Annotated in this window: 29 protein-coding genes; all 29 read right to left on the reverse strand. The window is 63.1% G+C overall.

The genetic code is table 11. The annotated features are described in order from the left end of the window. Nucleotides 1-262: 262 nt before the first annotated feature. The 29 genes from secY to rpoC all read right to left on the reverse strand — a co-directional run bounded on the left by secY (nt 263) and on the right by rpoC (nt 25,192). Nucleotides 263-1,594: a preprotein translocase subunit SecY gene (gene secY, locus UNPA324_RS07760; protein ID WP_100176995.1), complete on the reverse strand. Its 1,332-nt coding sequence runs from the start codon at nt 1,592-1,594 to the stop codon at nt 263-265. Between the two features lie 151 nt (nt 1,595-1,745). After that, entirely contained in the window at nt 1,746-2,231 is a 486-nt protein-coding gene (rplO, locus tag UNPA324_RS07765) for a 50S ribosomal protein L15 (RefSeq protein WP_028137015.1), read from the reverse strand. 76 nt (nt 2,232-2,307) lie between these two features. Next, complete coding sequence (rpmD, locus tag UNPA324_RS07770) at nt 2,308-2,502, reverse strand: 50S ribosomal protein L30 (RefSeq protein ID WP_011088137.1); 195 nt, start codon at nt 2,500-2,502, stop codon at nt 2,308-2,310. Between the two features lie 25 nt (nt 2,503-2,527). Then, nucleotides 2,528-3,124, reverse strand: coding sequence for a 30S ribosomal protein S5 (gene rpsE / locus UNPA324_RS07775; RefSeq protein WP_014494507.1), 597 nt, complete (start codon nt 3,122-3,124; stop codon nt 2,528-2,530). A gap of 47 nt (nt 3,125-3,171) precedes the next feature. Continuing rightward, nucleotides 3,172-3,534, reverse strand: coding sequence for a 50S ribosomal protein L18 (gene rplR, locus UNPA324_RS07780; protein WP_007603036.1), 363 nt, complete (start codon nt 3,532-3,534; stop codon nt 3,172-3,174). Nucleotides 3,535-3,545: 11 nt separating this feature from the next. Further along, a complete protein-coding gene (gene rplF, locus UNPA324_RS07785) occupies nt 3,546-4,079 on the reverse strand; it encodes a 50S ribosomal protein L6 (protein ID WP_128919619.1) in 534 nt (177 codons plus the stop codon). 16 nt (nt 4,080-4,095) lie between these two features. Next, nucleotides 4,096-4,494, reverse strand: a complete 399-nt coding sequence (gene rpsH / locus UNPA324_RS07790; protein ID WP_128919618.1) for a 30S ribosomal protein S8 — start codon at nt 4,492-4,494, stop codon at nt 4,096-4,098. 14 nt (nt 4,495-4,508) lie between these two features. After that, the gene (rpsN, locus tag UNPA324_RS07795; RefSeq protein WP_018322268.1) at nt 4,509-4,814 is read right to left on the reverse strand and encodes a 30S ribosomal protein S14; all 306 of its coding nucleotides are present in this window, start codon (nt 4,812-4,814) and stop codon (nt 4,509-4,511) included. 46 nt (nt 4,815-4,860) lie between these two features. Beyond that, nucleotides 4,861-5,418 carry a 50S ribosomal protein L5 gene (gene rplE / locus UNPA324_RS07800; RefSeq protein WP_011088141.1) on the reverse strand — a complete coding sequence of 186 codons (558 nt, stop codon included), beginning with the start codon at nt 5,416-5,418 and terminating at the stop codon, nt 4,861-4,863. Continuing rightward, the gene (rplX, locus tag UNPA324_RS07805) at nt 5,411-5,725 is read right to left on the reverse strand and encodes a 50S ribosomal protein L24 (protein WP_007603031.1); all 315 of its coding nucleotides are present in this window, start codon (nt 5,723-5,725) and stop codon (nt 5,411-5,413) included. Before rplX ends, rplE begins: the two co-directional genes overlap by 8 nt. Next, nucleotides 5,725-6,093 (reverse strand): 50S ribosomal protein L14, encoded by a 369-nt coding sequence (gene rplN / locus UNPA324_RS07810; RefSeq protein ID WP_063682754.1) that lies wholly within the window; start codon nt 6,091-6,093, stop codon nt 5,725-5,727. Before rplN ends, rplX begins: the two co-directional genes overlap by 1 nt. Nucleotides 6,094-6,176: 83 nt before the next feature. After that, entirely contained in the window at nt 6,177-6,425 is a 249-nt protein-coding gene (rpsQ, locus tag UNPA324_RS07815) for a 30S ribosomal protein S17 (RefSeq protein ID WP_128919617.1), read from the reverse strand. 13 nt (nt 6,426-6,438) lie between these two features. Continuing rightward, nucleotides 6,439-6,645 carry a 50S ribosomal protein L29 gene (gene rpmC, locus UNPA324_RS07820; RefSeq protein ID WP_011088144.1) on the reverse strand — a complete coding sequence of 69 codons (207 nt, stop codon included), beginning with the start codon at nt 6,643-6,645 and terminating at the stop codon, nt 6,439-6,441. A 5-nt stretch (nt 6,646-6,650) separates the two neighbouring features. Further along, nucleotides 6,651-7,064, reverse strand: coding sequence for a 50S ribosomal protein L16 (rplP, locus tag UNPA324_RS07825; RefSeq protein WP_008136349.1), 414 nt, complete (start codon nt 7,062-7,064; stop codon nt 6,651-6,653). A gap of 30 nt (nt 7,065-7,094) precedes the next feature. Beyond that, a complete protein-coding gene (gene rpsC, locus UNPA324_RS07830) occupies nt 7,095-7,820 on the reverse strand; it encodes a 30S ribosomal protein S3 (RefSeq protein ID WP_014494500.1) in 726 nt (241 codons plus the stop codon). Between the two features lie 17 nt (nt 7,821-7,837). Beyond that, entirely contained in the window at nt 7,838-8,221 is a 384-nt protein-coding gene (gene rplV / locus UNPA324_RS07835; RefSeq protein ID WP_128919616.1) for a 50S ribosomal protein L22, read from the reverse strand. A gap of 10 nt (nt 8,222-8,231) precedes the next feature. Further along, nucleotides 8,232-8,510: a 30S ribosomal protein S19 gene (gene rpsS, locus UNPA324_RS07840; protein ID WP_008136357.1), complete on the reverse strand. Its 279-nt coding sequence runs from the start codon at nt 8,508-8,510 to the stop codon at nt 8,232-8,234. Nucleotides 8,511-8,522: 12 nt separating this feature from the next. Then, the gene (gene rplB, locus UNPA324_RS07845) at nt 8,523-9,356 is read right to left on the reverse strand and encodes a 50S ribosomal protein L2 (RefSeq protein ID WP_028137021.1); all 834 of its coding nucleotides are present in this window, start codon (nt 9,354-9,356) and stop codon (nt 8,523-8,525) included. A 12-nt stretch (nt 9,357-9,368) separates the two neighbouring features. Next, entirely contained in the window at nt 9,369-9,671 is a 303-nt protein-coding gene (locus UNPA324_RS07850) for a 50S ribosomal protein L23 (RefSeq protein ID WP_028137022.1), read from the reverse strand. Continuing rightward, nucleotides 9,668-10,288, reverse strand: coding sequence for a 50S ribosomal protein L4 (gene rplD, locus UNPA324_RS07855; protein ID WP_074116741.1), 621 nt, complete (start codon nt 10,286-10,288; stop codon nt 9,668-9,670). Before rplD ends, UNPA324_RS07850 begins: the two co-directional genes overlap by 4 nt. A 1-nt stretch (nt 10,289) precedes the next feature. Further along, a complete protein-coding gene (gene rplC, locus UNPA324_RS07860; protein WP_128919615.1) occupies nt 10,290-11,003 on the reverse strand; it encodes a 50S ribosomal protein L3 in 714 nt (237 codons plus the stop codon). Between the two features lie 99 nt (nt 11,004-11,102). Beyond that, on the reverse strand, nt 11,103-11,411 hold the full coding sequence (gene rpsJ, locus UNPA324_RS07865) for a 30S ribosomal protein S10 (RefSeq protein ID WP_002712302.1): 309 nt from the start codon (nt 11,409-11,411) through the stop codon (nt 11,103-11,105). 83 nt (nt 11,412-11,494) lie between these two features. Continuing rightward, nucleotides 11,495-12,685, reverse strand: coding sequence for an elongation factor Tu (gene tuf, locus UNPA324_RS07870; protein ID WP_126258104.1), 1,191 nt, complete (start codon nt 12,683-12,685; stop codon nt 11,495-11,497). 40 nt (nt 12,686-12,725) lie between these two features. Continuing rightward, nucleotides 12,726-14,798, reverse strand: coding sequence for an elongation factor G (gene fusA / locus UNPA324_RS07875; protein ID WP_128919614.1), 2,073 nt, complete (start codon nt 14,796-14,798; stop codon nt 12,726-12,728). Between the two features lie 33 nt (nt 14,799-14,831). Then, nucleotides 14,832-15,302, reverse strand: a complete 471-nt coding sequence (gene rpsG, locus UNPA324_RS07880; RefSeq protein ID WP_008136420.1) for a 30S ribosomal protein S7 — start codon at nt 15,300-15,302, stop codon at nt 14,832-14,834. A 15-nt stretch (nt 15,303-15,317) separates the two neighbouring features. Further along, on the reverse strand, nt 15,318-15,689 hold the full coding sequence (rpsL, locus tag UNPA324_RS07885) for a 30S ribosomal protein S12 (RefSeq protein WP_007603006.1): 372 nt from the start codon (nt 15,687-15,689) through the stop codon (nt 15,318-15,320). A gap of 879 nt (nt 15,690-16,568) precedes the next feature. Next, nucleotides 16,569-18,608, reverse strand: a complete 2,040-nt coding sequence (locus UNPA324_RS07890; protein WP_141934299.1) for an ABC transporter ATP-binding protein — start codon at nt 18,606-18,608, stop codon at nt 16,569-16,571. Between the two features lie 134 nt (nt 18,609-18,742). After that, nucleotides 18,743-20,803 (reverse strand): FAD-dependent oxidoreductase, encoded by a 2,061-nt coding sequence (locus UNPA324_RS07895; protein ID WP_141934301.1) that lies wholly within the window; start codon nt 20,801-20,803, stop codon nt 18,743-18,745. A 192-nt stretch (nt 20,804-20,995) separates the two neighbouring features. Next, entirely contained in the window at nt 20,996-25,192 is a 4,197-nt protein-coding gene (gene rpoC / locus UNPA324_RS07900; protein WP_128919610.1) for a DNA-directed RNA polymerase subunit beta', read from the reverse strand. Nucleotides 25,193-25,236 lie beyond the last annotated feature (44 nt).

Genomic DNA, 25,236 nt, shown 5'->3' on the forward strand with positions numbered 1-25,236 from the left:
CCGGATTGGTGAGCGATATGTCGCGCACCTGTGTTTGAAGATCGAAAACAGTGCAAACCATAATCGGCGCCGCACCGCTACCCATATCATAGGAGAGCAGATGGGTGGACGCCAAGAAGAGCTTTGAAATCAGTGATTGCGCTGCAGTTAGAGCAGCTCTGCCGAAGCGACCGAACGCTTGGCTGGTCGCCTCCGGGGCGCCGCGCGTTGCCCGCGCGGCGAATCGGCGGCGCGGTCGCGCCGCCTCGAGAGCACGCCGCCTCTAGCGACGGCGGCCGCGCAGCTTCGACTTGCGGATCAGGCCCTCATACTGGTGCGCCAGCAGATAGCCCTGCACCTGTGCCACCGTATCCATGGTGACGCTGACGACGATCAGCAGCGAGGTGCCGCCGAAGTAGAACGGCACCGAGGCGTAGGAGATCAGGATCTCCGGGATCAAGCAGACGATCGCCAGATAAATCGCGCCGAGCACGGTGATGCGCGACAGCACGTAGTCGATATATTCCGCGGTGCGCTCGCCGGGACGGATGCCCGGAATGAAGCCGCCGTGCTTCTTCAAATTGTCCGCGGTCTCGGTCGGGTTGAACACGATCGCGGTGTAGAAGAAGGCGAAGAACACGATCAGCGCCAGATACATGATCAGGAACAGCGGACGGCCGTGGCCGAGCTGGGTGGTGATCCACTGGAACCACTCCGGCCCGCTGCCCGCGTTGAAATTCGCGACCGTCGTCGGCAGCAGCAGCAGCGAGGACGCGAAGATCGGCGGGATCACGCCGGAGGTGTTGAGCTTGAGCGGCAGATGCGAGGACTGGCCCTCGAACATCTTGTTGCCGACCTGGCGCTTCGGATACTGAATCAGGAGGCGACGCTGCGCGCGCTCCATGAACACGATGAAGGCGATCACGGCGACGGCCATGACGATGACGACCAGAATCAGGCCGGTCGACATCGCGCCCTGACGGCCGAGCTCGAGCATGTTGGCGAGCGCGGCGGGCAGCTCGGCGACGATGCCGGCGAGAATGATCAGCGAGATGCCGTTGCCGATGCCGCGCGAGGTGATCTGCTCGCCCAGCCACATCAGGAACATGGTGCCGCCGGTCAGCGTGATCGCGGTGGACAGGCGGAAGAACATGCCGGGATCGCTGACGACGTTGCCGGCGCCTTCGAGGCCCACCGCGATGCCGTAGGACTGGAACGCGGCCAGGATCACGGTGAGATAGCGGGTGTACTGGTTCAGCAGCTTGCGGCCGGACTCGCCCTCCTTCTTCAGCGCCTCGAGTTGCGGCGAGACGGTGGTGAGGAGCTGGATGATGATCGAGGCCGAGATATACGGCATGATGTTCAGCGCGAAGATCGCCATGCGGTGGATGCCGCCGCCGGCGAACATGTTGAACATGCCGAGGATGCCACCCGCCTGGGAGCGGAACACCTGCTCCCAGATATTGGGATCGATGCCGGGAAGCGGGATATAGGTCCCGAGCCGATAAACGAGCAGCGCACCCAGGGTGAACCAGATGCGCTTCTTCAGTTCGTCCGCCTTGGCAAACGCACCGAAATTGAGATTGGCTGCCAGTTGTTCCGCTGCAGAGGCCATCTTGGACTTTCTCCCGCCGCCTATCGCGCCGTCATGCCCGCGGCCGGGCTACATTATACCGGACACCGGACATTATCTGGGGCTCGGCTTCGATAAGTCCATCGTCCCACATGCGTAAAGGCCCGCGAGCCGCGGGCCGATGACGCAGTTGTTACGCCGCCTCGCCTTCTTCCTTGGCAGGGGCGAGGATCTTCACCGAGCCGCCGGCCTTCTCGACCGCTTCAATCGCGGTCTTGCTGGCGCCGTGGACTTCGATGTTGAGCTTGGATTTGAGCTCGCCACGGCCGAGCAGCCGCAGGCCGCCCTTGGCGCGGCGCAGCACGCCGCCCTTCACCAGGGCCTCGACGTTCACGACGCTGCCGGCGTCGATCTTCTTGGCATCGACCGCTTCCTGGAGCCGGTCGAGATTGATCTCGGCGAACTCGACGCGGAAGATGTTGTTGAAGCCGCGCTTGGGCAGGCGGCGATGCATCGGCATCTGGCCGCCTTCGAAACCCTTGATGCGCACGCCCGAACGCGCGGTCTGGCCCTTGCCGCCGCGGCCGGACTGCTTGCCCTTGCCCGAACCGATGCCGCGGCCGACGCGCATACGCTTCTTGCGCGAGCCGGCGTTGTCGGCGATATCGCTGAGCTTCATCGCCCTTCTCCTTGTGTCTTGCGCCTGATCTTCGCCGAAGACGGGTAGCCCGCTGTTCGGGATCGTGCGCCTTTGCTTACTTCTCGTCGACGATGCGGACGAGATGGTGAACCTTCTCGATCATGCCGCGGACCGCCGGGGTGTCAGGCAGTTCGCTGGTGCGGCCGATCTTGTTGAGCTTGAGCCCGATCAGCGTCGAGCGCTGCGAGTGATGGCGGCGGATCGCGCTGCCGGTCTGCTCGAGCTTGATCGTCTTTGCGGCCTTGGCCATGGGAGTCTACTCCGAAAAGCTTCCGTTAGTCGGCAGCCGCCTCGGCATCGCCACCGATACGGCGCGACTGGAGGGTGGACACCTTGATATTGCGGCGGGCTGCGACCGAACGCGGCGAGTCCTGGTGCTTCAGCGCATCGAAGGTCGCACGAACCATGTTGTAGGGGTTCGACGAGCCGATCGACTTCGCCACCACGTCCTGGACACCGAGCGTCTCGAACACGGCGCGCATCGGACCGCCGGCGATGATGCCGGTACCGGCCGGAGCTGCACGCAGGTAGACACGGCCCGCGCCATGACGGCCGGCGATGTCGTGATGCAGCGTGCGGCCTTCGCGCAGCGACACGCGGGTCAGGTTGCGCTTAGCGGACTCGGTGGCCTTGCGGATCGCCTCCGGCACTTCGCGCGCCTTGCCGTGACCGAAGCCGGCGCGGCCCTTCTGGTCGCCGATCACGACCAGCGCCGCAAAACCGAAGCGCTTGCCGCCCTTGACGACCTTGGCCACGCGATTGATGTGGACGAGCTTGTCGACGAACTCGCTGTCGCGCTCCTCGCGCTCCCTGCGTTCACGTCCGCCGCCGCGTTGATCGCGTCCACCACGTTGTTCGCGTTCAGCTGCCATGGTTTTTCCAATCCTTCAGAGGCTTACGCCTCAATCCTCAAATTCTGTTAGAAGCTCAGCCCGCTCTCACGCGCAGCGTCGGCAAGAGCCTTGACGCGCCCGTGATAGAGGTAGCTGCCGCGATCGAACACGACTTCCTTGACGCCCTTCTCGGCGGCGCGCTCGGCCAGCAGCTTGCCGACCGCCTTCGCCGCATCGATGTCGGCGCCGGTCTTGCCGCCGTCGCGCATCGACTTCTCGAGCGACGAGGCAGAGGCCAGCGTCTCGCCCTTCAGGTCGTCGATGACCTGGGCGTAGATGTGCTTGGACGAGCGGAACACCGACAGACGCGGACGACCGCCACCGGAGCGGCGCAGCTTCAGCCGCACACTCCGCTTGCGCCGGGCATTGGTAACCTTGGCTTTGGACATGACCGGCTCCGTTACTTCTTCTTGCCTTCCTTGCGGAAGATGAATTCGCCAACATACTTCACGCCCTTGCCCTTGTAGGGCTCCGGCGGACGATAGCTGCGGATCTCGGCCGCGACCTGGCCGACACGCTGGATGTCGCTGCCGGTCACCGTGATCTCGGTCGGCTTCGGCACCGTGATCGTGATCCCATCCGGGATCGCATAGACCACGTCGTGGCTGTAACCGAGCGCGAGCTGCAGGTTCTTGCCCTGCATCGCGGCGCGGTAACCGACGCCGGTGATCTCGAGCTTCTTCTCGAAGCCCTTGGTGACGCCTTCGACCAGATTCGCGACCTGGGCGCGAGCGGTGCCGTACAGCGCCCGCGCGCGATTGGTCTCGACCCGGGGGTTCACCTTCACCTGGCCGTTCTCGAGCTTCACCTCGACGTCGTCATGGACGACGAACTGAAGCTGACCCTTCGGGCCCTTCATCTTGACGGTCTGCCCATCGACGGTCGCGGTAACACCCGACGGCACCGCCACAGGCCTTTTGCCAACACGTGACATGGATCAAAAATCCTTCTCAGAACACCGTGAAGAGGACTTCACCGCCCACATTCGCGTCGCGCGCGCTGTGGTCGGCCATGATCCCCTTCGGCGTCGACAACACCGAAATGCCGAGCCCATTGTTGACCCGCGGCAGGTTCTTCACCGAGGCGTAGACACGACGCCCGGGCTTGGAGACACGTTCGATCTCGCGGATGACGGGCTCGCCGTCGAAATACTTCAGCTCGATCTCGATCTCGCTGCGGCCCGAGGAATGCTCGAGCGTGGCGTAGCCGCGGATGTAACCCTCGGACTTGAGGACTTCGAGCACATTCTCGCGCATCTTCGAGCCAGGCGTGGAGACCTTGGTCTTCGCGCGCATCTGCGCGTTGCGGATACGGGTGATCAGATCGCTGATTGGATCGTGCGTAGACATCTAAACGACCCTCCTTACCAGCTGGACTTCACGAGGCCCGGGACCATGCCCTTGGAGCCAAGTTCGCGCAGCGCGATACGGGACAACTTGTTCTTGCGGTAGTTCGAGCGCGGGCGGCCCGACAGTTCGCAACGCAGACGGATGCGGGTCGCCGACGAGTTGCGCGGCATTTCCGCCAGCTTCAACGTCGCAGCGAAACGCTCCTCCATCGGCAGCTTCTTGTCGGCGATGATCGCCTTCAACCGCTCGCGCTTGGCGGCGGCGTTCTTCACCATCCGCTTGCGCCGGTTGTTCTTCTCGACTGAACTCTTCTTTGCCATGCTTGGCTCCTGGGTATCCGCGTTTGAGAGGCTTTAGGTCAGCGTCTCACTGCCGGAACGGGAAATTGAAAGCGGTCAACAAGGCCCTCGCCTCTTCGTCGGTCTTGGCCGTGGTGCAGACGGTGATGTCCATGCCGCGGGCTTCCGTGACCTTGTCGAAGTCGATCTCGGGGAAAATGATGTGCTCCTTGATGCCGAGCGAGTAGTTGCCGCGGCCGTCGAAGCTCTTCGGGTTCAGGCCGCGGAAGTCGCGGACGCGCGGCAGCGCGACCGTCACCAGGCGATCGATGAACTCGTACATGCGGGCCTTGCGCAGCGTGACCTTGCAGCCGATCGGCTGGTTCTCACGCAGCTTGAAGGTCGCGATCGCGATCCGCGAATAGGTCACGATCGCCTTCTGGCCGGCGATCTGGGTCAGCTCGGCAGCGGCGGTCTCGGCCTTCTTGCGGTCGTTGACGCTGTCGCCAACGCCCATGTTCAGCACGACCTTGTCCAGGCGAGGAACCTGCATGACGTTCTCATAACCGAACTTCTCGGTCATGGCCGTGCGGATCTTCGCGTCGTATTCCGCGCGCAGGCGCGGGGTGTAAGCGGCCTCAGCCATCGATCTCAGCTCCCGAGCTCTTGGCGATGCGGACCTTCTTGCCGTCCGCCAGAATCTTGAATCCGACGCGGGTCGGCTTTCCGTCCTTGCCGACATACGCGATGTTGGACAGTTGGATCGGCGACTCCTTCGAGATGATGCCGCCCTCCTGGGCCTGCGTCTGCTTCTGGTGACGCTTGACCATGTTGATGCCGCGCACCAGCGCCGTGCCGGCGTCGGGACGCACTTCGAACACTTCGCCGGTCCGGCCCTTGTCGCGGCCGGTCAGCACGACGACCTTGTCGCCCTTGCGGATCTTCGCAGCCATCACAGCACCTCCGGCGCGAGCGAGATGATCTTCATGTGGTTCTTGGCGCGCAGCTCGCGCGGCACGGGCCCGAAGATACGGGTGCCGACCGGCTCGGACTGGTTGTTGATCAGAACGGCGGCGTTGCGGTCGAAACGGATGACCGAACCGTCGGCGCGGCGGATGTCCTTGCGGACGCGCACCACGACGGCCTTCATCACGTCGCCCTTCTTCACCTTGCCACGCGGAATCGCTTCCTTGATCGATACGACGATGACGTCGCCGATCGTGGCGTAGCGGCGCTTGGAGCCCCCGAGCACCTTGATACACATGACACGGCGTGCGCCAGAATTGTCGGCCACGTCGAGGTTGGTCTGCATCTGAATCATTGATGCACCTCGTCCTCTTCTCTTTGCGCCAGCCCAGCCGGCGCTCAACATTTCCCTGAAGTCAGTCGGCTAAAGCCAACAGATCAGGCGCTTTTCTTGTGTTCGCCCCGGATCACGACCCAGCGCTTCAACTTCGAAATCGGCTTCGATTCCTCGATCCACACCATGTCGCCCGGCTTGAACTGGCTGCTCTCGTCGTGCGCGTGGTAGTTCTTCGAACGGCGGATCGTCTTCTTGTAGATCGGGTGCGTGAAGCGGCGATCAACGCGCACCACGATGGTCTTGGCCTGCTTGTCGCTGACGACCACGCCCTGCAAAGTACGTTTCGGCATCTTCGTAAGCCTCTTACTTCTTCTTCGCGCGCGTCTGCGCGGCGACGGTCTTGATCCGGGCGATGTCACGGCGGGCCTCGCGCAGGCGCGAGGTGTTCTCGAGCTGCCCGGTGGCGCGCTGGAAGCGCAGGTTGAAGCGCTCCTTCTTCAGGTTCAGGATGGCGTCATCCTGCTGGTCGGGGCTCATCGCGCGGATGTCTTCGATCTTCATCTGGGCCATGGGCATTACTCCGCAATGCGCTCGACGAAGCGCGTCTTGATCGGCAGCTTGGCGGCCGCCAGGGTCAGCGCTTCACGCGCCGTCTGGGTGTTGACGCCGTCGATCTCGAACAGCACCCGGCCCGGCTTGACGCGCGCGACCCACAATTCCGGCGAACCCTTGCCGGAGCCCATGCGGACTTCGGCCGGCTTCTTCGACACCGGAACGTCCGGGAACACGCGGATCCAGACGCGGCCGGCGCGCTTCATGTGGCGGGTCAGCGCGCGGCGAGCGGCTTCGATCTGGCGCGCGGTGACGCGCTCAGGCTCGGTCGCCTTCAGCCCGAACTGGCCGAACGCCAACGTCGCGCCCGAAGACGCAACGCCGTGGATGCGGCCCTTATGCGCCTTCCGGAACTTCGTTTTCTTAGGTTGCATCATGGCTTTGAGCCCTCAAATTCCTGTGCGGCTTTAGGCTGCGGCCGTATCGCGGCGCTGACGGCCACCACGATCACCACTGCCGCCCGTCTCGCCTTCGGCCATTCTCTTGTCTTGGGCCATCGGATCGTGCTCGAGGATCTCACCCTTGAAGATCCAGACCTTGACGCCGCAGGTGCCGAAGGTCGTGAACGCGGTCGCAACGCCGTAGTCGATGTCGGCGCGCAGGGTGTGCAGCGGCACGCGACCTTCGCGGTACCACTCCATGCGCGCGATTTCCGCACCGCCCAGACGACCCGAGCAGTTGATGCGGATGCCTTCCGCGCCGAGACGCATTGCCGACTGCACGGCGCGCTTCATGGCGCGGCGGAACGCCACGCGGCGCTCCAGCTGCTGCGCGATCGACTCGGCCACCAGCGTCGCGTCGAGCTCCGGCTTGCGGATCTCGACGATGTTGATGACGACGTCGGACGAGGTGATGTCCGCGACCTTCTTGCGCAGCTTGTCGATGTCGGCGCCCTTCTTGCCGATCACCACGCCCGGACGGGCCGAGTGGATGGTGACGCGGCACTTCTTGTGCGGACGCTCGATCACGATGCGGGCGACGGCCGCCTGCTTGAGCTCCTTGTGCAGGATCTCACGGATCTTGACGTCCTCGTGCAGCAGCTTGCCGTATTCCTGCTTGCCGGCGAACCAGCGGGAATCCCAGGTACGGTTGATGCCGAGGCGCAGACCGATCGGATTGATCTTTTGACCCATCGTGTTCTCCTGCGCCCTTAAGCGGCTTCAGCTTCGACCTGACGAACGATGATCGTCAGCTGCGAAAATGGTTTGTAGACACGACCCGAGCGGCCACGGCCGCGAGCGGCGAAGCGCTTCATCACCAGGCCGTTGCCGACGAAGGCCTGCGCCACGACGAGATCGTCGACGTCGAGGTCGTGGTTGTTCTCGGCGTTGGCGATAGCCGATTCCAGGCACTTCTTCACGTCGACCGCGATCCGCTTGCGCGAAAACTGCAGGTCGGCGAGCGCAGCAGCAGCCTTCCGGCCGCGAATGAGCTGGGCGACCAGGTTGAGCTTCTGCGGGCTCACCCGCAGCATCCGGGCGACCGCCTTGGCCTCGTTGTCGGCGAGGCTCCGTTCGCGCTTAGGTTTGCTCATCGTTTAATCCTCAAGCCTTCTTGGCTTTCTTGTCGCCGGAGTGGCCATGGAAGGTCCGGGTCGGCGAGAACTCGCCGAACTTGTGACCGACCATTTCCTCGTTGACGGCCACTGGCACGTGCTTCTGACCGTTGTAGACGCCGAAGGTCAGGCCGACGAATTGCGGCAGGATCGTCGAGCGACGGCTCCAGATCTTGATGACGTCGTGACGGCCTGACGCGCGCGCGGCATCTGCCTTCTTGAGCAGAGAACCCTCGACGAACGGGCCTTTCCAGACTGAACGAACCATGTCCGGCGTTCCTTACTTCTTCCGCTTGTGGCGGCTTAGGAGAATGAATTTGTTGGTCGACTTGTTGGTGCGTGTCTTCTTGCCCTTGGTCGGCTTGCCCCACGGAGTGACCGGGTGACGGCCGCCCGAGGTACGACCTTCACCACCGCCGTGCGGATGGTCGATCGGGTTCATCGCGACACCGCGGTTGTGCGGGCGACGGCCCATCCAACGCTTGCGACCGGCCTTACCGATCGAGGTGTTCATGTGATCCGGGTTCGACACCGCGCCGATCGTGCCGCGGCAACGGCCGTGCACCAGGCGCTGCTCGCCCGAGTTCAGGCGGATGATCACGTAGTCCTGGTCGCGGCCGACGAGCTGGGCGTAGGTGCCCGCGGAACGGGCGAGCTGGCCGCCCTTCCCGATCTTGACCTCGATGTTGTGGATGATCGTGCCGACCGGCATGTTGCCGAGCGGCATGACGTTGCCCGGCTTCACGTCGACGTAGTTGCCGGCGATGATCGTGTCGCCCACGGCCAGGCGCTGCGGCGCGAGGATGTAGGCCTGCTCGCCGTCCTGATACTTGATCAGCGCGATGAAGCCGGTGCGGTTCGGATCATACTCGAGCCGCTCGACGGTCGCGGGAACGTCGATCTTCTCGCGCTTGAAATCGACGGTGCGCAGCGTCTTCTTGTGGCCGCCGCCACGGAAGCGCACGGTGATGCGACCGGTGTTGTTGCGGCCACCCGAGGAATGCTTGCCCTCGGTGAGCGCCTTGACCGGCTTGCCCTTGTAGAGGGCCGAACGATCGACCATGACCAGCTGGCGCTGGCCCGGCGTCGTGGGGTTGAATTTCTTCAGTGCCATCGTCGTACGACCTTACAGACCGGTGGTGACGTCGATCCGGTGGCCCTCTTCGAGGGTCACGATCGCGCGCTTGGTGTTCGACTGCGAGCCGAGATTGCCGCGGAAGACCTTGGTCTTGCCCTTGCGGACCAGCGTGTTGACGCTCTTGACCTTGACGTCGAACAGCTTCTCGATCGCTTCCTTGATCTGCGGCTTGGTCGCCTTCGCGGCCACCTTGAACAGCACCTTGTTGTGCTCGGATGCGATCGTTGCCTTTTCGGTCACGACCGGCGCCACGATCACGTCGTAGTGGCGAGCCTCGATGTTCTTCGTCATTTGAAGCGCGCCTCCAGCGCATCGATGGCGGCCTTGGTCAGAACCAGCTTCTGACGGCGCAGGATGTCATAGACGTTGATGCCCTGGATCGGCAGCACGTCCATGTTCGGGATGTTGCGGGCCGCAGCGGCAAAACCGTTGTTGAGCTCGGCACCGTCGATGATCAGCGCGTTGGTCAGGCCCAGACCCGAGAAATGACCGAGCAACGCCTTGGTCTTGGCGGCTTCCAGCGCGGCCTTGTCGATCACGACGAGATCGCCGTCCTTGGCCTTGGCCGAGAGCGCATGCTTCAGGGCGAGCGCGCGGACCTTCTTCGGCAGGTCGGTGGCGTGCGAGCGCACCACCGGACCGAAGGCACGACCGCCGCCGCGGAACTGCGGCACGCGGGCCGAGCCGTGACGAGCACCGCCGGTGCCCTTCTGCTTGTACATCTTCTTGCCGGTGCGCCAGATCTCCGCGCGGCCCTTGGCCTTGTGCGTACCGGCCTGGCGCTTGTTGAGCTGCCACTGCACACAACGTGCAATGATGTCCTGGCGCGGCTCGAGGCCGAAAATGGTGTCGGAGAGCTGGACCGAGCCGGCTTCCTTACCTTCGAGGGTGGTGACCTTCAATTCCATCTCACGCCTCCTGCGCAGCCGGAGCGGCTTCCGCGTCGCCAGCAACCTTGAACTTGCCGGGCTTCGGAGCATCCTTCGGCAGCGGCTTCTTGACGGCGTCGCGCACGCGGATCCAGCCGCCCTTGGAGCCGGGAACGGCACCTTCGACGAGGATCAGGCCGCGCTCGACATCGGTCTGGACGACGCGAAGGTTGAGCGTGGTGATGCGGTCGACACCCATGTGGCCGGGCATCTTCTTGTTCTTCCAGGTCTTGCCGGGGTCCTGACGGCCGCCGGTCGAACCGATCGAACGGTGCGAGACCGAGACGCCGTGGGTGGCGCGCAGACCGCCGAAGTTCCAGCGCTTCATGCCGCCGGCGAACCCCTTACCGACCGAGGTGCCGGTGACGTCGACGAACTGACCGACGACGAAGTGATCCGCAAGGATCTCGGCGCCGACGGGGATCATCGCGTCCTGCGAGACGCGGAATTCCTCGACCCGGCGCTTCGGCTCGACCTTGGCGACCGCGAACTGGCCGCGTTCCGCCTTGGGCATGTAAACGGTCTTGCGGCTGCCAGAACCGAGCTGGAGCGCGACGTAACCGTTCTTCTCTTCGGTGCGGTGGCCTACGACCTGGCAATTGCCGAGCTTCAGCACGGTCACGGGGATATGTTCGCCGGTCTCCGTAAAGACCCGCGTCATCCCGACCTTTTGTGCGATCACTCCGGAGCGCATCGGCTTGCTTCCTGTTCTTTCTGTCCTTGCGGACTAGCTAATCTTCGTAAGTGAGCATGACCCGATCCGAAAACCGGTGCCCACTTTTCGGGGGCATGCTCAGAGCTTGATCTCGACGTCGACACCGGCGGCCAAGTCGAGCTTCATCAAAGCATCGACGGTCTGCGGGGTCGGATCGACGATGTCGAGCAGTCGCTTGTGAGTGCGCATCTCGAACTGCTCGCGGCTCTTCTTGTCGACATGGGGCGAACGGTTGACGGTGAACTTCTCGATGCGGGTGGGCAGCGGAATGGGTCCGCGGACCTGCGCGCCGGTGCGCTTCGCCGTGTTCACGATCTCGCGGGTCGACGTATCGAGGATACGATGGTCGAACGCCTTGAGACGGATACGAATGTTTTGGCCGTTCATTGCCGTGCTTTCTCTAGTGAGTGGCGAGTAGCGAGTAGCGAATAGAGATCCCTATTCGCCACTCACCATTCCCTATTCGCTTGTTACTCGATGATCGAGGCGACGACGCCGGCGCCGACGGTGCGGCCACCTTCGCGGATCGCGAAGCGGAGCTTCTCTTCCATCGCGATCGGCACGATCAGGTGCACTTCCATCGCGATGTTGTCGCCCGGCATCACCATCTCGGTGCCTTCCGGCAGATGCACGACACCGGTCACGTCGGTGGTGCGGAAGTAGAACTGCGGACGGTAGTTGGTGAAGAACGGGGTGTGGCGACCGCCCTCTTCCTTGGTGAGGATGTAAGCCTCAGCCTTGAACTTGGTGTGCGGCTTGACCGAACCCGGCTTGCACAGCACCTGGCCGCGCTCGACGTCTTCGCGCTTGGTGCCGCGGAGCAGCGCACCGATGTTGTCGCCGGCCTGGCCCTGATCGAGCAGCTTGCGGAACATTTCGACGCCGGTGACCGTGGTCTTCTGCGTGGCGCGCAGACCAACGATCTCGATTTCCTCGCCGACCTTGACGACGCCGCGCTCGACACGGCCGGTCACGACGGTGCCGCGGCCCGAGATCGAGAACACGTCTTCAACCGGCATCAGGAACGGCTGGTCGATCGGACGCTCCGGCTGCGGGATGTACTCGTCGACGTTCTTCATCAGCTCGAGAATGGCGTCGTGGCCGAGCTTCTTGTCGGAATCTTCGAGGGCGGCGAGCGCCGAGCCCTTGATGATCGGGATCTTGTCGCCCGGGAAGTCGTACTTCGAGAGCAGCTCGCGGACTTCGAGCTCGACGAGCTCGAGCAGCTCCGGATCGTCGACCATGTCGCACTTGTTGAGGAACACGACGAGCGCGGGCACGCCGACCTGGCGGGCGAGCAGGATGTGCTCGCGGGTCTGCGGCATCGGGCCGTCGGCAGCCGACACGACCAGGATCGCACCGTCCATCTGAGCGGCGCCGGTGATCATGTTCTTGACGTAGTCGGCGTGGCCGGGGCAGTCGACGTGGGCATAGTGGCGGTTCGGCGTCTCGTACTCGACGTGCGCGGTCGAGATGGTGATGCCGCGCGCCTTCTCTTCCGGCGCCTTGTCGATCTGGTCGTACGCGGTGAACGTCGCACCGCCGGCTTCGGCGAGAACCTTGGTGATCGCCGCGGTCAGCGACGTCTTGCCATGGTCGACGTGACCGATGGTGCCGATGTTGCAGTGCGGCTTGTTACGTTCAAACTTTGCTTTGGCCATTTGACTCTCCGTTCAATCGTCAGCTTTAGACCGACGACAATCAGGCAAACTTCTTCTGGACTTCTGCCGACACGTTGGCCGGCGCTTCTGCGTAGTGGTCGAACTGCATGGTGAAGGTCGCGCGACCCTGGCTCATCGAGCGCAGGTTATTCACGTAACCGAACATGTTCATGAGCGGCACCATCGCGTTGATGACGTTGGCGTTGCCGCGCATGTCCTGACCCTGGATCTGACCGCGCCGGGAATTCAGGTCGCCGATGACCGAGCCGGTGTAGTCTTCCGGGGTCACGACTTCGACCTTCATGATCGGCTCGAGCAGGACGGACTTGCCCTTCTGCAAGGCTTCGCGGAATGCCGCGCGCGATGCGATTTCGAAGGCGAGCGCCGACGAGTCGACGTCGTGATACTTGCCGTCGACGAGTTGAACCTTGACGTCGACCACGGGGAAGCCCGCGACCACGCCAGAGCTCATCACGCTGTTGAGGCCCTTCTCGACGCCGGGGATGTATTCCTTCGGAACCGCACCGCCGACGATCTTGGACTCGAACTCGTAGCCCTTGCCGGGCTCGTTCGGCTCGACCACGATCGACACTTCCGCGAACTGACCGGTACCGCCGGTCTGCTTCTTGTGGGTGTACTTGACCTCGGCCTTCTTGGTGACGCGCTCACGGAACGCAACCTGCGGGGCGCCGATGTTGGCGTCGACCTTGTAGGTACGCTTGAGAATGTCGACCTTGATGTCGAGATGGAGTTCGCCCATGCCCTTGAGGATGGTCTGGCCGGACTCCTGGTCGGTCGACACGCGGAAGGACGGATCCTCCGCGGCGAGCTTGGCCAGCGCCACGCCAAGCTTTTCCTGGTCGGCCTTGGACTTCGGCTCGATCGCGATCTCGATGACCGGCTCGGGGAATTCCATCTTCTCTAGGATCACCTGCTTGTCGGGATCGCACAGCGTGTCACCGGTGCGCGCTTCCTTCAGGCCCGCCAGCGCGACGATGTCGCCCGCATAGGCTTCCTTGATGTCCTCGCGGTTGTTCGCATGCATCAACAGCATGCGCCCGATGCGCTCCTTCTTCTCGCGCGTCGAGTTCACGACGCCGGTGCCGCTCTGCAGGACGCCGGAATAGATGCGGCAGAAGGTGATGGTGCCGACGAACGGGTCGTCCATGATCTTGAACGCGAGCAGCGCCAGCGGCTCCTTGTCGTCCGCCTTGCGCACGACCTCGTTACCGCGGTCGTCGGTGCCCTTGATCGCGGGCACGTCGATCGGCGACGGCAGATAGTCGACGACGGCGTCGAGCAGCGGCTGCACGCCCTTGTTCTTGAAGGCCGAGCCGCACAGCACCGGATAGAACGCGCCGGTCAGCACCGCCTTGCGGATCAGCCGCTTCAGCGTCGCCTCGTCCGGCTCCTTGCCGTCGAGATAGGCGGCCATGGCGTCGTCGTCGAGCTCGACGGCGGCTTCCACCATCTTCTCGCGATATTCCTTGGCCTGCTCGACGAGATCCTCGGGAATGTCGACATAATCGAACTTCGCGCCGAGCGATTCATCGTTCCAGATGATGCCCTGCATCTTCACGAGGTCGACGAGACCCTTGAAGTTGTTCTCGGCGCCGATCGGAAGCTGGATCGCGATCGGCTTGGCACCGAGGCGGTCGACGATGTCGGCCAGGCACTTGAAGAAGTCGGCGCCGGTCTTGTCCATCTTGTTGGCGAAGACGATGCGCGGAACCTTGTACTTGTCGCCCTGGCGCCAGACTGTCTCGGTCTGGGGCTCGACGCCCTGGTTGGAGTCGAGCACGCAAACCGCGCCGTCGAGCACGCGCAAGCTGCGCTCGACCTCGATGGTGAAGTCGACGTGGCCGGGAGTGTCGATGATGTTCAGGCGCTTGCCGGCCCAGAAGGCGGTGGTCGCAGCCGAGGTGATCGTGATGCCACGCTCCTGCTCCTGCTCCATCCAGTCCATCGTCGCAGCACCTTCGTGCACTTCGCCGATCTTGTGGCTCTTGCCGGTGTAATAGAGGATGCGCTCGGTCGTCGTGGTCTTGCCGGCGTCGATATGCGCCATGATACCGAAGTTACGGTAGTCCTCGATGGCATGTTGGCGGGGCATGGGTCGTTCCTTGCAAGTCCGAGTGTGTCGCCGTTACCAGCGATAATGCGAGAAGGCGCGGTTGGCTTCCGCCATCCGGTGCACGTCTTCACGCTTCTTGACGGCGTTCCCGCGGTTGTTCGATGCGTCCAGCAGCTCGGCCGAAAGCCGCTCGGTCATGGTCTTCTCGTTGCGCTCGCGCGCAGCCGAGATCAGCCAGCGGATGCCGAGCGCCTGCCGGCGGGTCGAGCGAACCTCGACCGGAACCTGGTAGGTCGCGCCGCCGACGCGGCGAGAGCGAACCTCGATCGTCGGCATGACGTTCTCGAGCGCCTGCTCGAACACGCCGAGCGGGTTCTGTTTGGTCTTGGATTCGATGATGCCGAACGCACCGTAAACGATGCCTTCCGCGACCGACTTCTTGCCGGCGTACATCACCGAGTTCATGAACTTCGTGACGATGATGTTCCCGAACTTCGGATCGGGAAGGACTTCGCGCTTTTCCGCTGAGTGGCGACGAGACATGGACCTGGTTCCCGCTTACTTCGGACGCTTCGCGCCGTACTTCGAACGACGCTGCTTACGGTTCTTGACGCCCTGGGTATCCAGAACGCCGCGGAGGATGTGGTAGCGCACGCCGGGCAAGTCCTTGACGCGGCCGCCGCGGATCATGACCACCGAGTGCTCCTGGAGGTTATGGCCCTCGCCGGGGATGTAGCCGATCACCTCGAAGCCGTTGGTCAGGCGCACCTTGGCGACCTTACGAAGCGCCGAGTTCGGCTTCTTCGGGGTCGTGGTGTAGACGCGGGTGCAAACACCACGCTTCTGCGGCGACTGCTGCAGCGCCGGCACCTTCTTGCGCGACTTCTGCACTTCACGCGGTTGAGCGATCAGCTGGTTGATCGTCGGCATCCTGGCCTTACCCTTTGTTCTGTCGCAGCCCCTATTGGGATCCGCTGTCTTGCCGCAGCCCGTTGCCGGGACTGCAAATTCTTTCGAGCTACCTGCTCGACGAGGTCACCTTCCGCGGAACTAACCGCACAAAGCGAAATCGCGCCAACCACCCCATCAACGGGCGGAAAGCGCTTCGACGCCACAGAGGACCGCAGTATTGAGGCCGGTCAGCGTAAAGCCGTGGCCCGCGCACTGAGGTCATGCATCCGAATTCGATCTCAAGAGAACGTGCTCAAGAGAACTAGAATCGCACTGGCATTGCCTAGCTATGATCGACAGCGTTTGAGCGGCATTCGTCGAGGTTGGTGCCCGCCTTAAGCGACCCTTCTGGATCAAGTCCATGGGGTCTAACGGGTGGCCCGTTCCGACGCTGGCGATGCTCACCGCCTGTCGTTAAGTGAGGCGCTTTCTATAAGTGAGAGTCGCTCAAGTCAAGGCGAAACGACAGTCAGGAAGCGCTTCAGGAGCCTCTCAAAATCGCTGTTTGCCGCCCTCACCGTGCCCCCCGACACGAGACCGCAGACTTCACTTCGCCAGCCTCGCTGTAATTTATATCCGGGTAAAAAGTACTTTTATGTCCCGCCGGACGGTGTTTTTGACCTGTAAGCGCAAATCTGTCCGCTTCAGCAGCACCCGGCGGCGGGGGACTTCACCAGGATCGACGGACGATTGTCCGGCGCGACCGACGCCAGCGATATCGGCTCGCGGCGTTTTCGATGGTCCTGACCAATCCGCATGAGAGCCATCGACGTGTTTTTCGAATCGAAATGCTCATCGTCACGTCGGGAATCAAGCCAGCGCCGATGACCGGAATCACGGAATCGGTGCTGAGCCCGATCACTCCTTCTCGTCGTCCTCATCCTCCTCGAGGTCGTCTTCGTCGTCATCGTCTGTGCTATCGTCGGCGAGGGCAGCCGCGCCATGCGGCTGGTGGATCTGGTCGTTCCACAGCTTGCGATAGGTGCCGTTCCTGGCGAGCAGCTGGGCATGAGAGCCGCGCTCGATCGCCCTGCCCCCGGAAATCACGATGATCTCGTCCATCTCGACCACCGACGTCAGACGGTGGGTCGACCAGATCATGGTGCGGCCCTTGGCGACCTTGAGCAGCGTGCGGTTGATCGCCGCTTCCGTGGTCTGGTCCAGCGCTGAAGTGGCTTCGTCCAGCAGCAGCACCGAGGGGTTGCGGATGATCGCGCGCGCGATCGCGATGCGCTGGCGCTGGCCGCCAGACAGGGTGTCGCCGCGCTCGCCGACCGGCGTGTCGTATCGCTGCGGCAGACCCATGATGTAGCGGTGGATCTCGGCCTTCTTGGCGGCGTCCTCCACCTCCTCGTCGGTCGCGCCCTCCTTGCCGAGCCGGATGTTCTCCCGGATCGACATGTTGAACAGCATGTTCTCCTGGAACACCACCGCCATGCTCCGGCGCAGCGAATCCAGCGTCACCTTGCGGACGTCGACACCGTCGATGGTGACGCGCCCCTCGTCGGGCACGTAGAGCCGCAGGATCAGGTTGAGCAACGTGCTCTTGCCAGAGCCGCTGGGGCCGACGATCGCGATGCGCTTGCCTGCGTTGAGCTTGAGACTGAGATTGTCCAGCACCGGCGTCTGACTGCCCTCGTACTGGAAGGTGACGTGGTCGAAGGTGATGTCGTTGGTGATGCGCGGCAAATCAGGCGCACCGGGACGATCGGCACTACGGGTCGGCTCGTCCAGCAGCTCCTGGATATGGCGGACCGCGGCGGCCGAGGAGATCGACACCGGGATGAAATGCATCACATGGGCGATGTTGTAGGAGACCTCCCAGAATGCGCTCTCGAAGGTGACGAAGGTGCCGATGGTGATCTGCCCCTTGGTCGCGAGATACGCGCCGATCGCGAGCACCACGAGGTGCAGCAATAGCACCGAGATGGTGACCGTGCGCTCCACCATGGTCGACAGGAACCCGGCCGAGGCGATCTTGTTGCGCGTCTCGTCGTTGCGGAAGGCGAAGAAGCCGAACATCTTGCGCTGCAGGCTGAATGCCTTGATCACGGCCTGCGCCGCCACGTTCTCCTGCACCATGCCGAGCAGCGCGCTCTCGTTGAGCTTCTGCTCGTAATTGGCCTGCACCGCCTTCGGGGTGAGAATGCGCGGGCCGATCAGCGTGATCGGGAACACGAGCAGCGCGACGACCGCGAGCTGCCAGTTCAAAAAGAACATCAGGATGATGCCGGCGATCAATTCCAGGAACGGCAGCGCCGCGCTGTTGGCGAAGGTCTTGACCGAGCCTTCGAACGCCGAGAGGTCGACCGAGAAGCGCGACAAGATCTCGCCGCGCTTGGTGCGGCCGAAATAGGCCGTCGGCAGGTCCTGGACGTGCTCGAACAGGCGCTTGCGGACGTCCGAGATGATGCAGGCCGCCAGCCGCGCATCCCAGCGCTCATACCAGACTGCGACAATCGAGGTGAAGATGCCGGCGACGGCGAGCACGCCGAGGATCTTGTACAGTGCCTGGAAGTCCTCCTCGCCGAGCGCGTCGTCGATCAGGAACTTGAGGCTGAGCGGCATGATGACGTTGAACAGCGTCTCGACGCAGACGCCAAACGCCACGAATGACAGCATTCGCTTGTAGTTCGTCAGATAGGGTTTGACGAACCCGAGGATGGTCGCGAGCGCGCCGGCGGCTTCGCGGGCGGTAAAGACGACGAGATCCTCGTCCTCATCGTCGTCCTCGAGTTCCAGCCCGTCATCCGCCTCGTCTTCGTCATCCTCCTCGTCGTCGAGGTCCGGCTTGGCAGAAGCGGCGAGCTTGTCGTCGAGCTCGGCCGCCTCTTCTGCGGCGAGCTTCTGTTTGTCGGGCGAGAGAGGCTTGTCGGGCGAAAGAGGCTTGGATGCCATGAAACCAACCGATGCTGACGGCCGGCATGACCGCAGAGAAAGCAGGACGTAGCGGAAAGCCGCTATTGCACCGATTCTATGCGATCAGGATGAATTCGGCAAAACAATTGGCGAATTCGACGCGTGTCCCGCGGCTATTCCTCGTCCTCGTCCTCGACCTTGTCGAAGAAGGAATAGCGCAAGCTGTCGGCGTCGGCGTACCACTGCCCTGGCCCCTTGTTGGCGGCGAGCGTCGCCTCCCAGAGCGCATCGGTGCAATCCTTGCGGTGCATCGAGAGGTCGAAACCATTGCCGAAGAACAGTTCGGACCATTCCCACCAGGTGCCGAGTTTCTTGACCCCGCGCAGCAGGTCGTAGCGGTCGATCAGAGCGGGAGCCATGTCCGAGGTGATCGAGCCGAACACGAGGCCGGTCTTGACCACGCGGTTGAGCTCGCGGATCGCGCGGACCACCTGCTTCGGGGAAACGTGGCAGAGGCTGGTCTCGAACACGAAGTCGAACGCGCCGTCCTTGAACGGCATGTCGGTGATCGAGCCGAGCTTGTTGTACGTCATCAGCGCCTTCGGCGTCTTGGCGTGGATGGCACGGTTGTTCTCGATGCCGAAGGCATCGATGCCGCGCTCGCGCAGCGCGCCGATCAGCTCGCCGCTGGCGGAGCCCGCGACGAGCAGCTTGGCGCCCTTCGTCTTACCCCAGACGATGCCCAGCAGCTTGGTGAGATAATCGGGGTCGGTAAAGTGACGCCAAGCCTCGTGATAGGGGCCGAGGCCGCGATAGTTTTCGAAATAACCGCGATCGATCTTGTCGGAGAGCGGCTTGTCCTCCTGCGCGCGCTCCCGGCGCAGGCGCATCATCTCGGTCAGGATGATGTCGGTGGCGGCGTCCGAGGAATCGAGCAGGCCGTTCAGCGTCGAGTCGAACAGATAGTCGCCGACCACCACGATGCCGGGATGCTCCTTCGGCTCCGGCCGGTGGTTGGTCATGACGTCGCGCACGGGCAGACCGCCCGGTATCGCGTTCACTGACGACAGCCAGCGGTGGATCTTGCCTTCCATGAAATGCGAACGCGCATCGCCGAGCGAAGCCGGCAGCGACTTCAGCGCGGCGTCGATCAGCTCCTGGTCCGACAGATTGGCGTAGGCCAGCGCGTCGGAGCCGGGAATCAGCCAGTTCAGCACGCCGTGCTTGCCGACGTCGTGGCGCGCGCCCTCGTTGTAGACGCAGCAACCGCCGAAAGCTTCCGACATGAACCAGGCGCCGGGAATCTTCTCACCCCAGAATGGCGTGTCGAACAGGATCGAGACGCGCAGGTAATGCGCGGGACGGTCGAAGTAGGAGACGTGCTTGACCATCGACTTGCGCAGCTGTTCGCCTTCCCACCCCATGGTGGCGAGCCAGGAATGCGGCAGGCAGACCAGCACGAGATCGAAGTCGCGGGTCTCCGGTCCCTTGCCGTTCATCATCTTGAGCTGGTAGCGGCCGGTCGGCGCCTTGCCCACCGCGAGCACGCGATGATTGAGCTGGATGTCGGCGTTGACCTCCGACTGCAGGCACTCGATCAGCTGCTCATTGCCATTCTGGATGGAATAGAGGCCGATATAGCCGTCGACATCCATCAGGTAGTTCTTGAGCGCGTTGAGGCCGTTGGTGTTGTGGCTCTCGGTCGCGATGTCGGAGCGCGCCATCACCTTGAAGAAGCGCTTGGCCGTCTCGTCCTCGACCTCCTCGTCGAGCACCTGCTCGGCGGTCTTGTAGGCCCAGGGATTCTCGTTGTCGTGCGCGCCGACGCCCTCGTAATATTCGATCGGCGACATCATCTCGGTGCAACGCTTGCGGAAGGCCTCGATCGCAGAAGCGGTCTTGGCGCCGTATCTGCGGCGCATGCCGGGCACGTCGTTCAGCAGCTCGCCGCCGAGGTGCACCTGCTCGGCGTCCATCGGAATGGTCTGCAGCCCGAAATGCTGGATCAACTCGCGCAGCGGATCCGGACCCGTCATCGAGTAATCGTAGATCTCGGCCACGCCGGCCTCGTACATCGCGGGCGCGGAATCGAACTTGCGCGTGACGATCTTGCCGCCGAGCCGGTCGGAGGCCTCGTAGATGGTGACGCGACAGAGATCGCCAAGCTTGCGCTTCAGATACCAAGCGCTCATCAGCCCGCCAGGGCCGCCGCCTACGATTGCGAGATCAAGCATGTGAGTTCCGTGGTCTCCGGTCCGCCCCCCTTCACGGGACCACCGGTCTAAACTCTCCTAGCAGAAGCGCTTTTACGCCTGAAGGAAAGATGAACAAACGTTGATCCTGCATCGCAGCAGGCAAAGAATGCGGCAAAAAGGCCGGCTTTCGCCGGCCTTTTCACTGTCCTCAGTATTCCTACGGATGAACGATCATTCCGCGGGCGGCAGCGCAGGAAGCTCCGCTTCCGGAGCGGGCGACACGACGGCCGCCTGCTTCTCGCGCTCGTCCAGGATCAGCTTGTCGCGCTTCATGGCGACTTCGCGGATCTTGGCCATGGAGGCGCCGGTGCCTGCCGGAATCAGCCGGCCGACGATGACGTTTTCCTTGAGGCCTTCGAGCGGATCGACCTTGCCGTTGACCGCCGCTTCCGTGAGGACGCGGGTGGTCTCCTGGAACGAGGCCGCCGAGAAGAACGAACGGGTCTGGAGGCTCGCCTTGGTAATGCCGAGCAGAACCGGCGTTCCCGTGGCAGGCTTCTTGCCCTCTTCCTTGGCCTTCTCGTTCAACGCGTCGAACTCGATCTTGTCGACCTGCTCGCCCGAGATCATGTCCGTATCGCCCTGGTCGGTGACTTCCACCTTCTGGAGCATCTGACGGACAATCACCTCGATGTGCTTGTCGTTGATGAGCACGCCCTGGAGCCGATAGACCTCCTGGATCTCGTTGACCAGATAGGCCGCCAGTTCCTCGATGCCCTTGACCGCCAGAATGTCGTGCGGTGCCGGGTTGCCTTCGACGATGAAATCGCCCTTTTCGACGACGTCGCCATCCTGAAGGTGGATGTGCTTGCCCTTCGGGATCAGGTACTCGCGCGGCTCGTCGGTCTTGTCCATCGGCTCGATCGAGATGCGACGCTTGTTCTTGTAGTCGCGCCCGAACCGGATGGTGCCCGCGATCTCGGCGATGATCGCCGCATCCTTCGGACGCCGTGCCTCGAACAGTTCCGCCACCCGCGGCAGACCGCCGGTGATGTCACGCGTCTTGGCGCTTTCGGTCGAGACACGGGCGAGAATGTCACCCGGATTGACCTTGGCTCCGACGTCGACCGAGAGAATGGCGTCGACCGACAGCATGTAGCGGGCATCGCCGCCACGGGCGAGCTTGAGCACCTTGCCGTCCTTGCCCTTGACCACGATGGCCGGACGCAGGTCCGAGCCGCCGCGGGTGGAGCGCCAGTCGATGACCACGCGCTTGGCGATACCGGTTGCTTCGTCGAGCGTTTCCGAGATCGACTGCCCCTCGACCAGATCCTCGAAGCCGATGGTACCTTCGACTTCGGTGAGGAGCGGACGGGTGTAGGGATCCCACTCGACGATGCGCTGACCGCGCTTGACCATGTCGCCCTCGTCGACGTGCAGGCGCGAGCCGTACTGGACGCGGTGCGTCGCACGCTCGGTGCCGTCGGCATCGACGATCGCCACCACCATGTTGCGCACCATCGCGATCAGATGGCCTTCGCTGTTGCGGGCAATGGCCTTGTTCCGGATCACGATCTTGCCGTCGAAGTTGGCTTCGACGAAGGACTGCTCGTTGAGCTGCGCCGCACCACCGATGTGGAAGGTGCGCATGGTGAGCTGGGTGCCCGGTTCGCCGATCGACTGCGCCGCGATGACGCCGACCGCTTCACCGTGGTTGACCGGCGTGCCGCGGGCGAGATCGCGGCCGTAGCACTTGCCGCAGATGCCGTTGACGAGTTCGCAGGTCAGCGCCGAGCGGATCTTCACCTCCTGCACGCCACCCTGCTGGATGGCGTCCAGATGGCTCTCTTCCATCAGCGTATCGCGCTTGATGATCACCTTGCCGGAGCTGTCGCGGATGTCTTCGCAGGCCGTGCGTCCGAGGATGCGCGAGCCGAGCGAAGCGACCACGGTGCCGGCATCGACGATGGCGCGCATCTTGATGCCGAGCTTGGTGCCGCAATCGCTCTGCGTGATGATGCAGTCCTGCGCGACGTCGACCAGACGACGGGTCAGGTAGCCGGAGTTGGCGGTCTTCAACGCGGTGTCCGCGAGGCCCTTACGGGCACCGTGGGTCGAGTTGAAGTACTCGAGCACCGAGAGGCCTTCCTTGAAGTTCGAGATGATCGGCGTCTCGATGATCTCGCCCGACGGCTTGGCCATCAGGCCGCGCATGCCGGCGAGCTGGCGCATCTGGGCCGGCGAACCGCGGGCACCGGAGTGAGCCATCATGTAGATCGAGTTGATGTCGGCATCGGCCCCGCTCGCCGTCTTCTTGGTCGAGGAGATCTCCTTCATCATCGCCTTGGCGATTTCTTCCGTGGCCTTCGACCAGGCGTCGACGACCTTGTTGTACTTCTCACCATGGGTGATCAGACCGTCGTTGTATTGCTGCTCGAAATCCTTCGCCAGCGTACGCGTGGTGTCGACGATCTTCCACTTGCCGTGCGGCACGACCATGTCGTCCTTGCCGAACGAGATGCCGGCCTTGAACGCGTTGTAGAAGCCCAGCGCCATGATGCGGTCGCAGAAGATCACCGTCTCCTTCTGACCGCAGTGACGGTAGACCTGGTCGATCACGCCCGAGATCTCGCGCTTGGTCATCAGCTTGTTGATGATCTCGTACGAAATCCGCGGGTTCTTCGGCAGCAGATTGCCGAGCATGACGCGGCCGGCGGTGGTCTCGATCCAGCGCGTCGAGACCTTGCCGGTCTCGTCCATGCCCTGCCACCGGTACTTGATCTTGGTGTGGAGGTGGATGACCTTCGCGTGCAGGGCGTGCTCGAGCTCGGCCATGTCGCCGAAGATCTTGCCCTCGCCGGGCAGGCCTTCGCGCATGATCGAAACGTAGTAGAGACCGAGCACGATGTCCTGCGACGGCACGATGATCGGCTGACCGTTGGCCGGATGCAGGATGTTGTTGGTCGACATCATCAGGACGCGCGCTTCCAGCTGCGCTTCGAGCGACAGCGGAACGTGCACGGCCATCTGGTCGCCGTCGAAGTCGGCGTTGAACGCCGAGCAGACCAGCGGGTGAAGCTGGATCGCCTTGCCCTCGATCAGCACGGGCTCGAACGCCTGGATGCCGAGGCGATGCAGCGTCGGCGCGCGGTTGAGCAGCACCGGATGCTCGCGGATCACCTCATCCAGGATGTCCCAGACTTCGGGCCGCTCCTTCTCGACCAGCTTCTTGGCCTGCTTCACCGTGGTGGACAGGCCCTTGGCGTCGAGCCGCGAATAGATGAACGGCTTGAACAGCTCGAGCGCCATCTTCTTCGGCAGGCCGCACTGATGCAGGCGCAGCTCGGGACCGACCACGATCACCGAACGGCCGGAATAGTCGACGCGCTTGCCGAGCAGGTTCTGACGGAAGCGGCCCTGCTTGCCCTTGAGCATGTCGGCGAGCGACTTCAGCGGGCGCTTGTTGGCACCCGTGATGACGCGGCCGCGGCGGCCGTTGTCGAACAGCGCATCGACCGCTTCCTGAAGCATGCGCTTCTCGTTGCGGATGATGATGTCGGGCGCGCGCAGCTCCATCAGCCGCTTCAAGCGGTTGTTGCGGTTGATGACGCGGCGATAGAGGTCGTTGAGGTCCGAGGTCGCGAAGCGGCCGCCGTCCAGCGGCACCAGCGGACGCAGGTCCGGCGGAATCACCGGAACCACGGTCATGATCATCCATTCCGGCTTGTTGCCGGAGTGGCGGAACGCTTCCACGATCTTCAGGCGCTTGGCGAGCTTCTTGTGCTTGATGTCGGAGTCGGTCTCCTGCATCTCGATGCGGAGCGAAGCCTCCAGCTTCTCGAGGTCCATGCCCTTGAGCAGCTCGCGGATCGCTTCAGCGCCGATCATGGCGGTGAAGGAGTCCTGGCCGTATTCGTCCTGCGCCTTGAGATACTCGTCCTCGGACAGCAGCTGACGGTCCTTGAGCGCGGTGAGACCAGGCTCGAGCACGACGTAGTATTCGAAGTAGAGGATCCGCTCCAGATCCTTCAGCGTCATGTCCAGCAGAAGGCCGATGCGCGAGGGCAGCGACTTCAGGAACCAGATGTGGGCGACGGGGGCTGCGAGCTCGATATGGCCCATGCGCTCGCGCCGGACGCGCGACAGCGTCACCTCGACCGAGCACTTCTCGCAGATGATGCCCTTGTACTTCATGCGCTTGTACTTGCCGCACAAGCACTCGTAATCCTTGATCGGCCCGAAGATGCGGGCGCAGAACAGGCCGTCGCGCTCGGGCTTGAAGGTACGGTAGTTGATGGTCTCCGGCTTCTTGATCTCGCCGTAGGACCAGGACAGAATCTTCTCTGGAGACGCGATCGAGATCCGGATCTGGTCGAAGACCTGAGCCGGCGTCGTCGGGTTGAAGAGATTCATAATTTCTTGGTTCATCGTCTTCTCCTCGCGTGCCGGTCGCCTCCGGCCGCAAATTCGAA

Origin of the sequence: Bradyrhizobium sp. UNPA324, from assembly GCF_006658635.1 — a bacterium.
Classification (GTDB): domain Bacteria; phylum Pseudomonadota; class Alphaproteobacteria; order Rhizobiales; family Xanthobacteraceae; genus Bradyrhizobium; species Bradyrhizobium nanningense.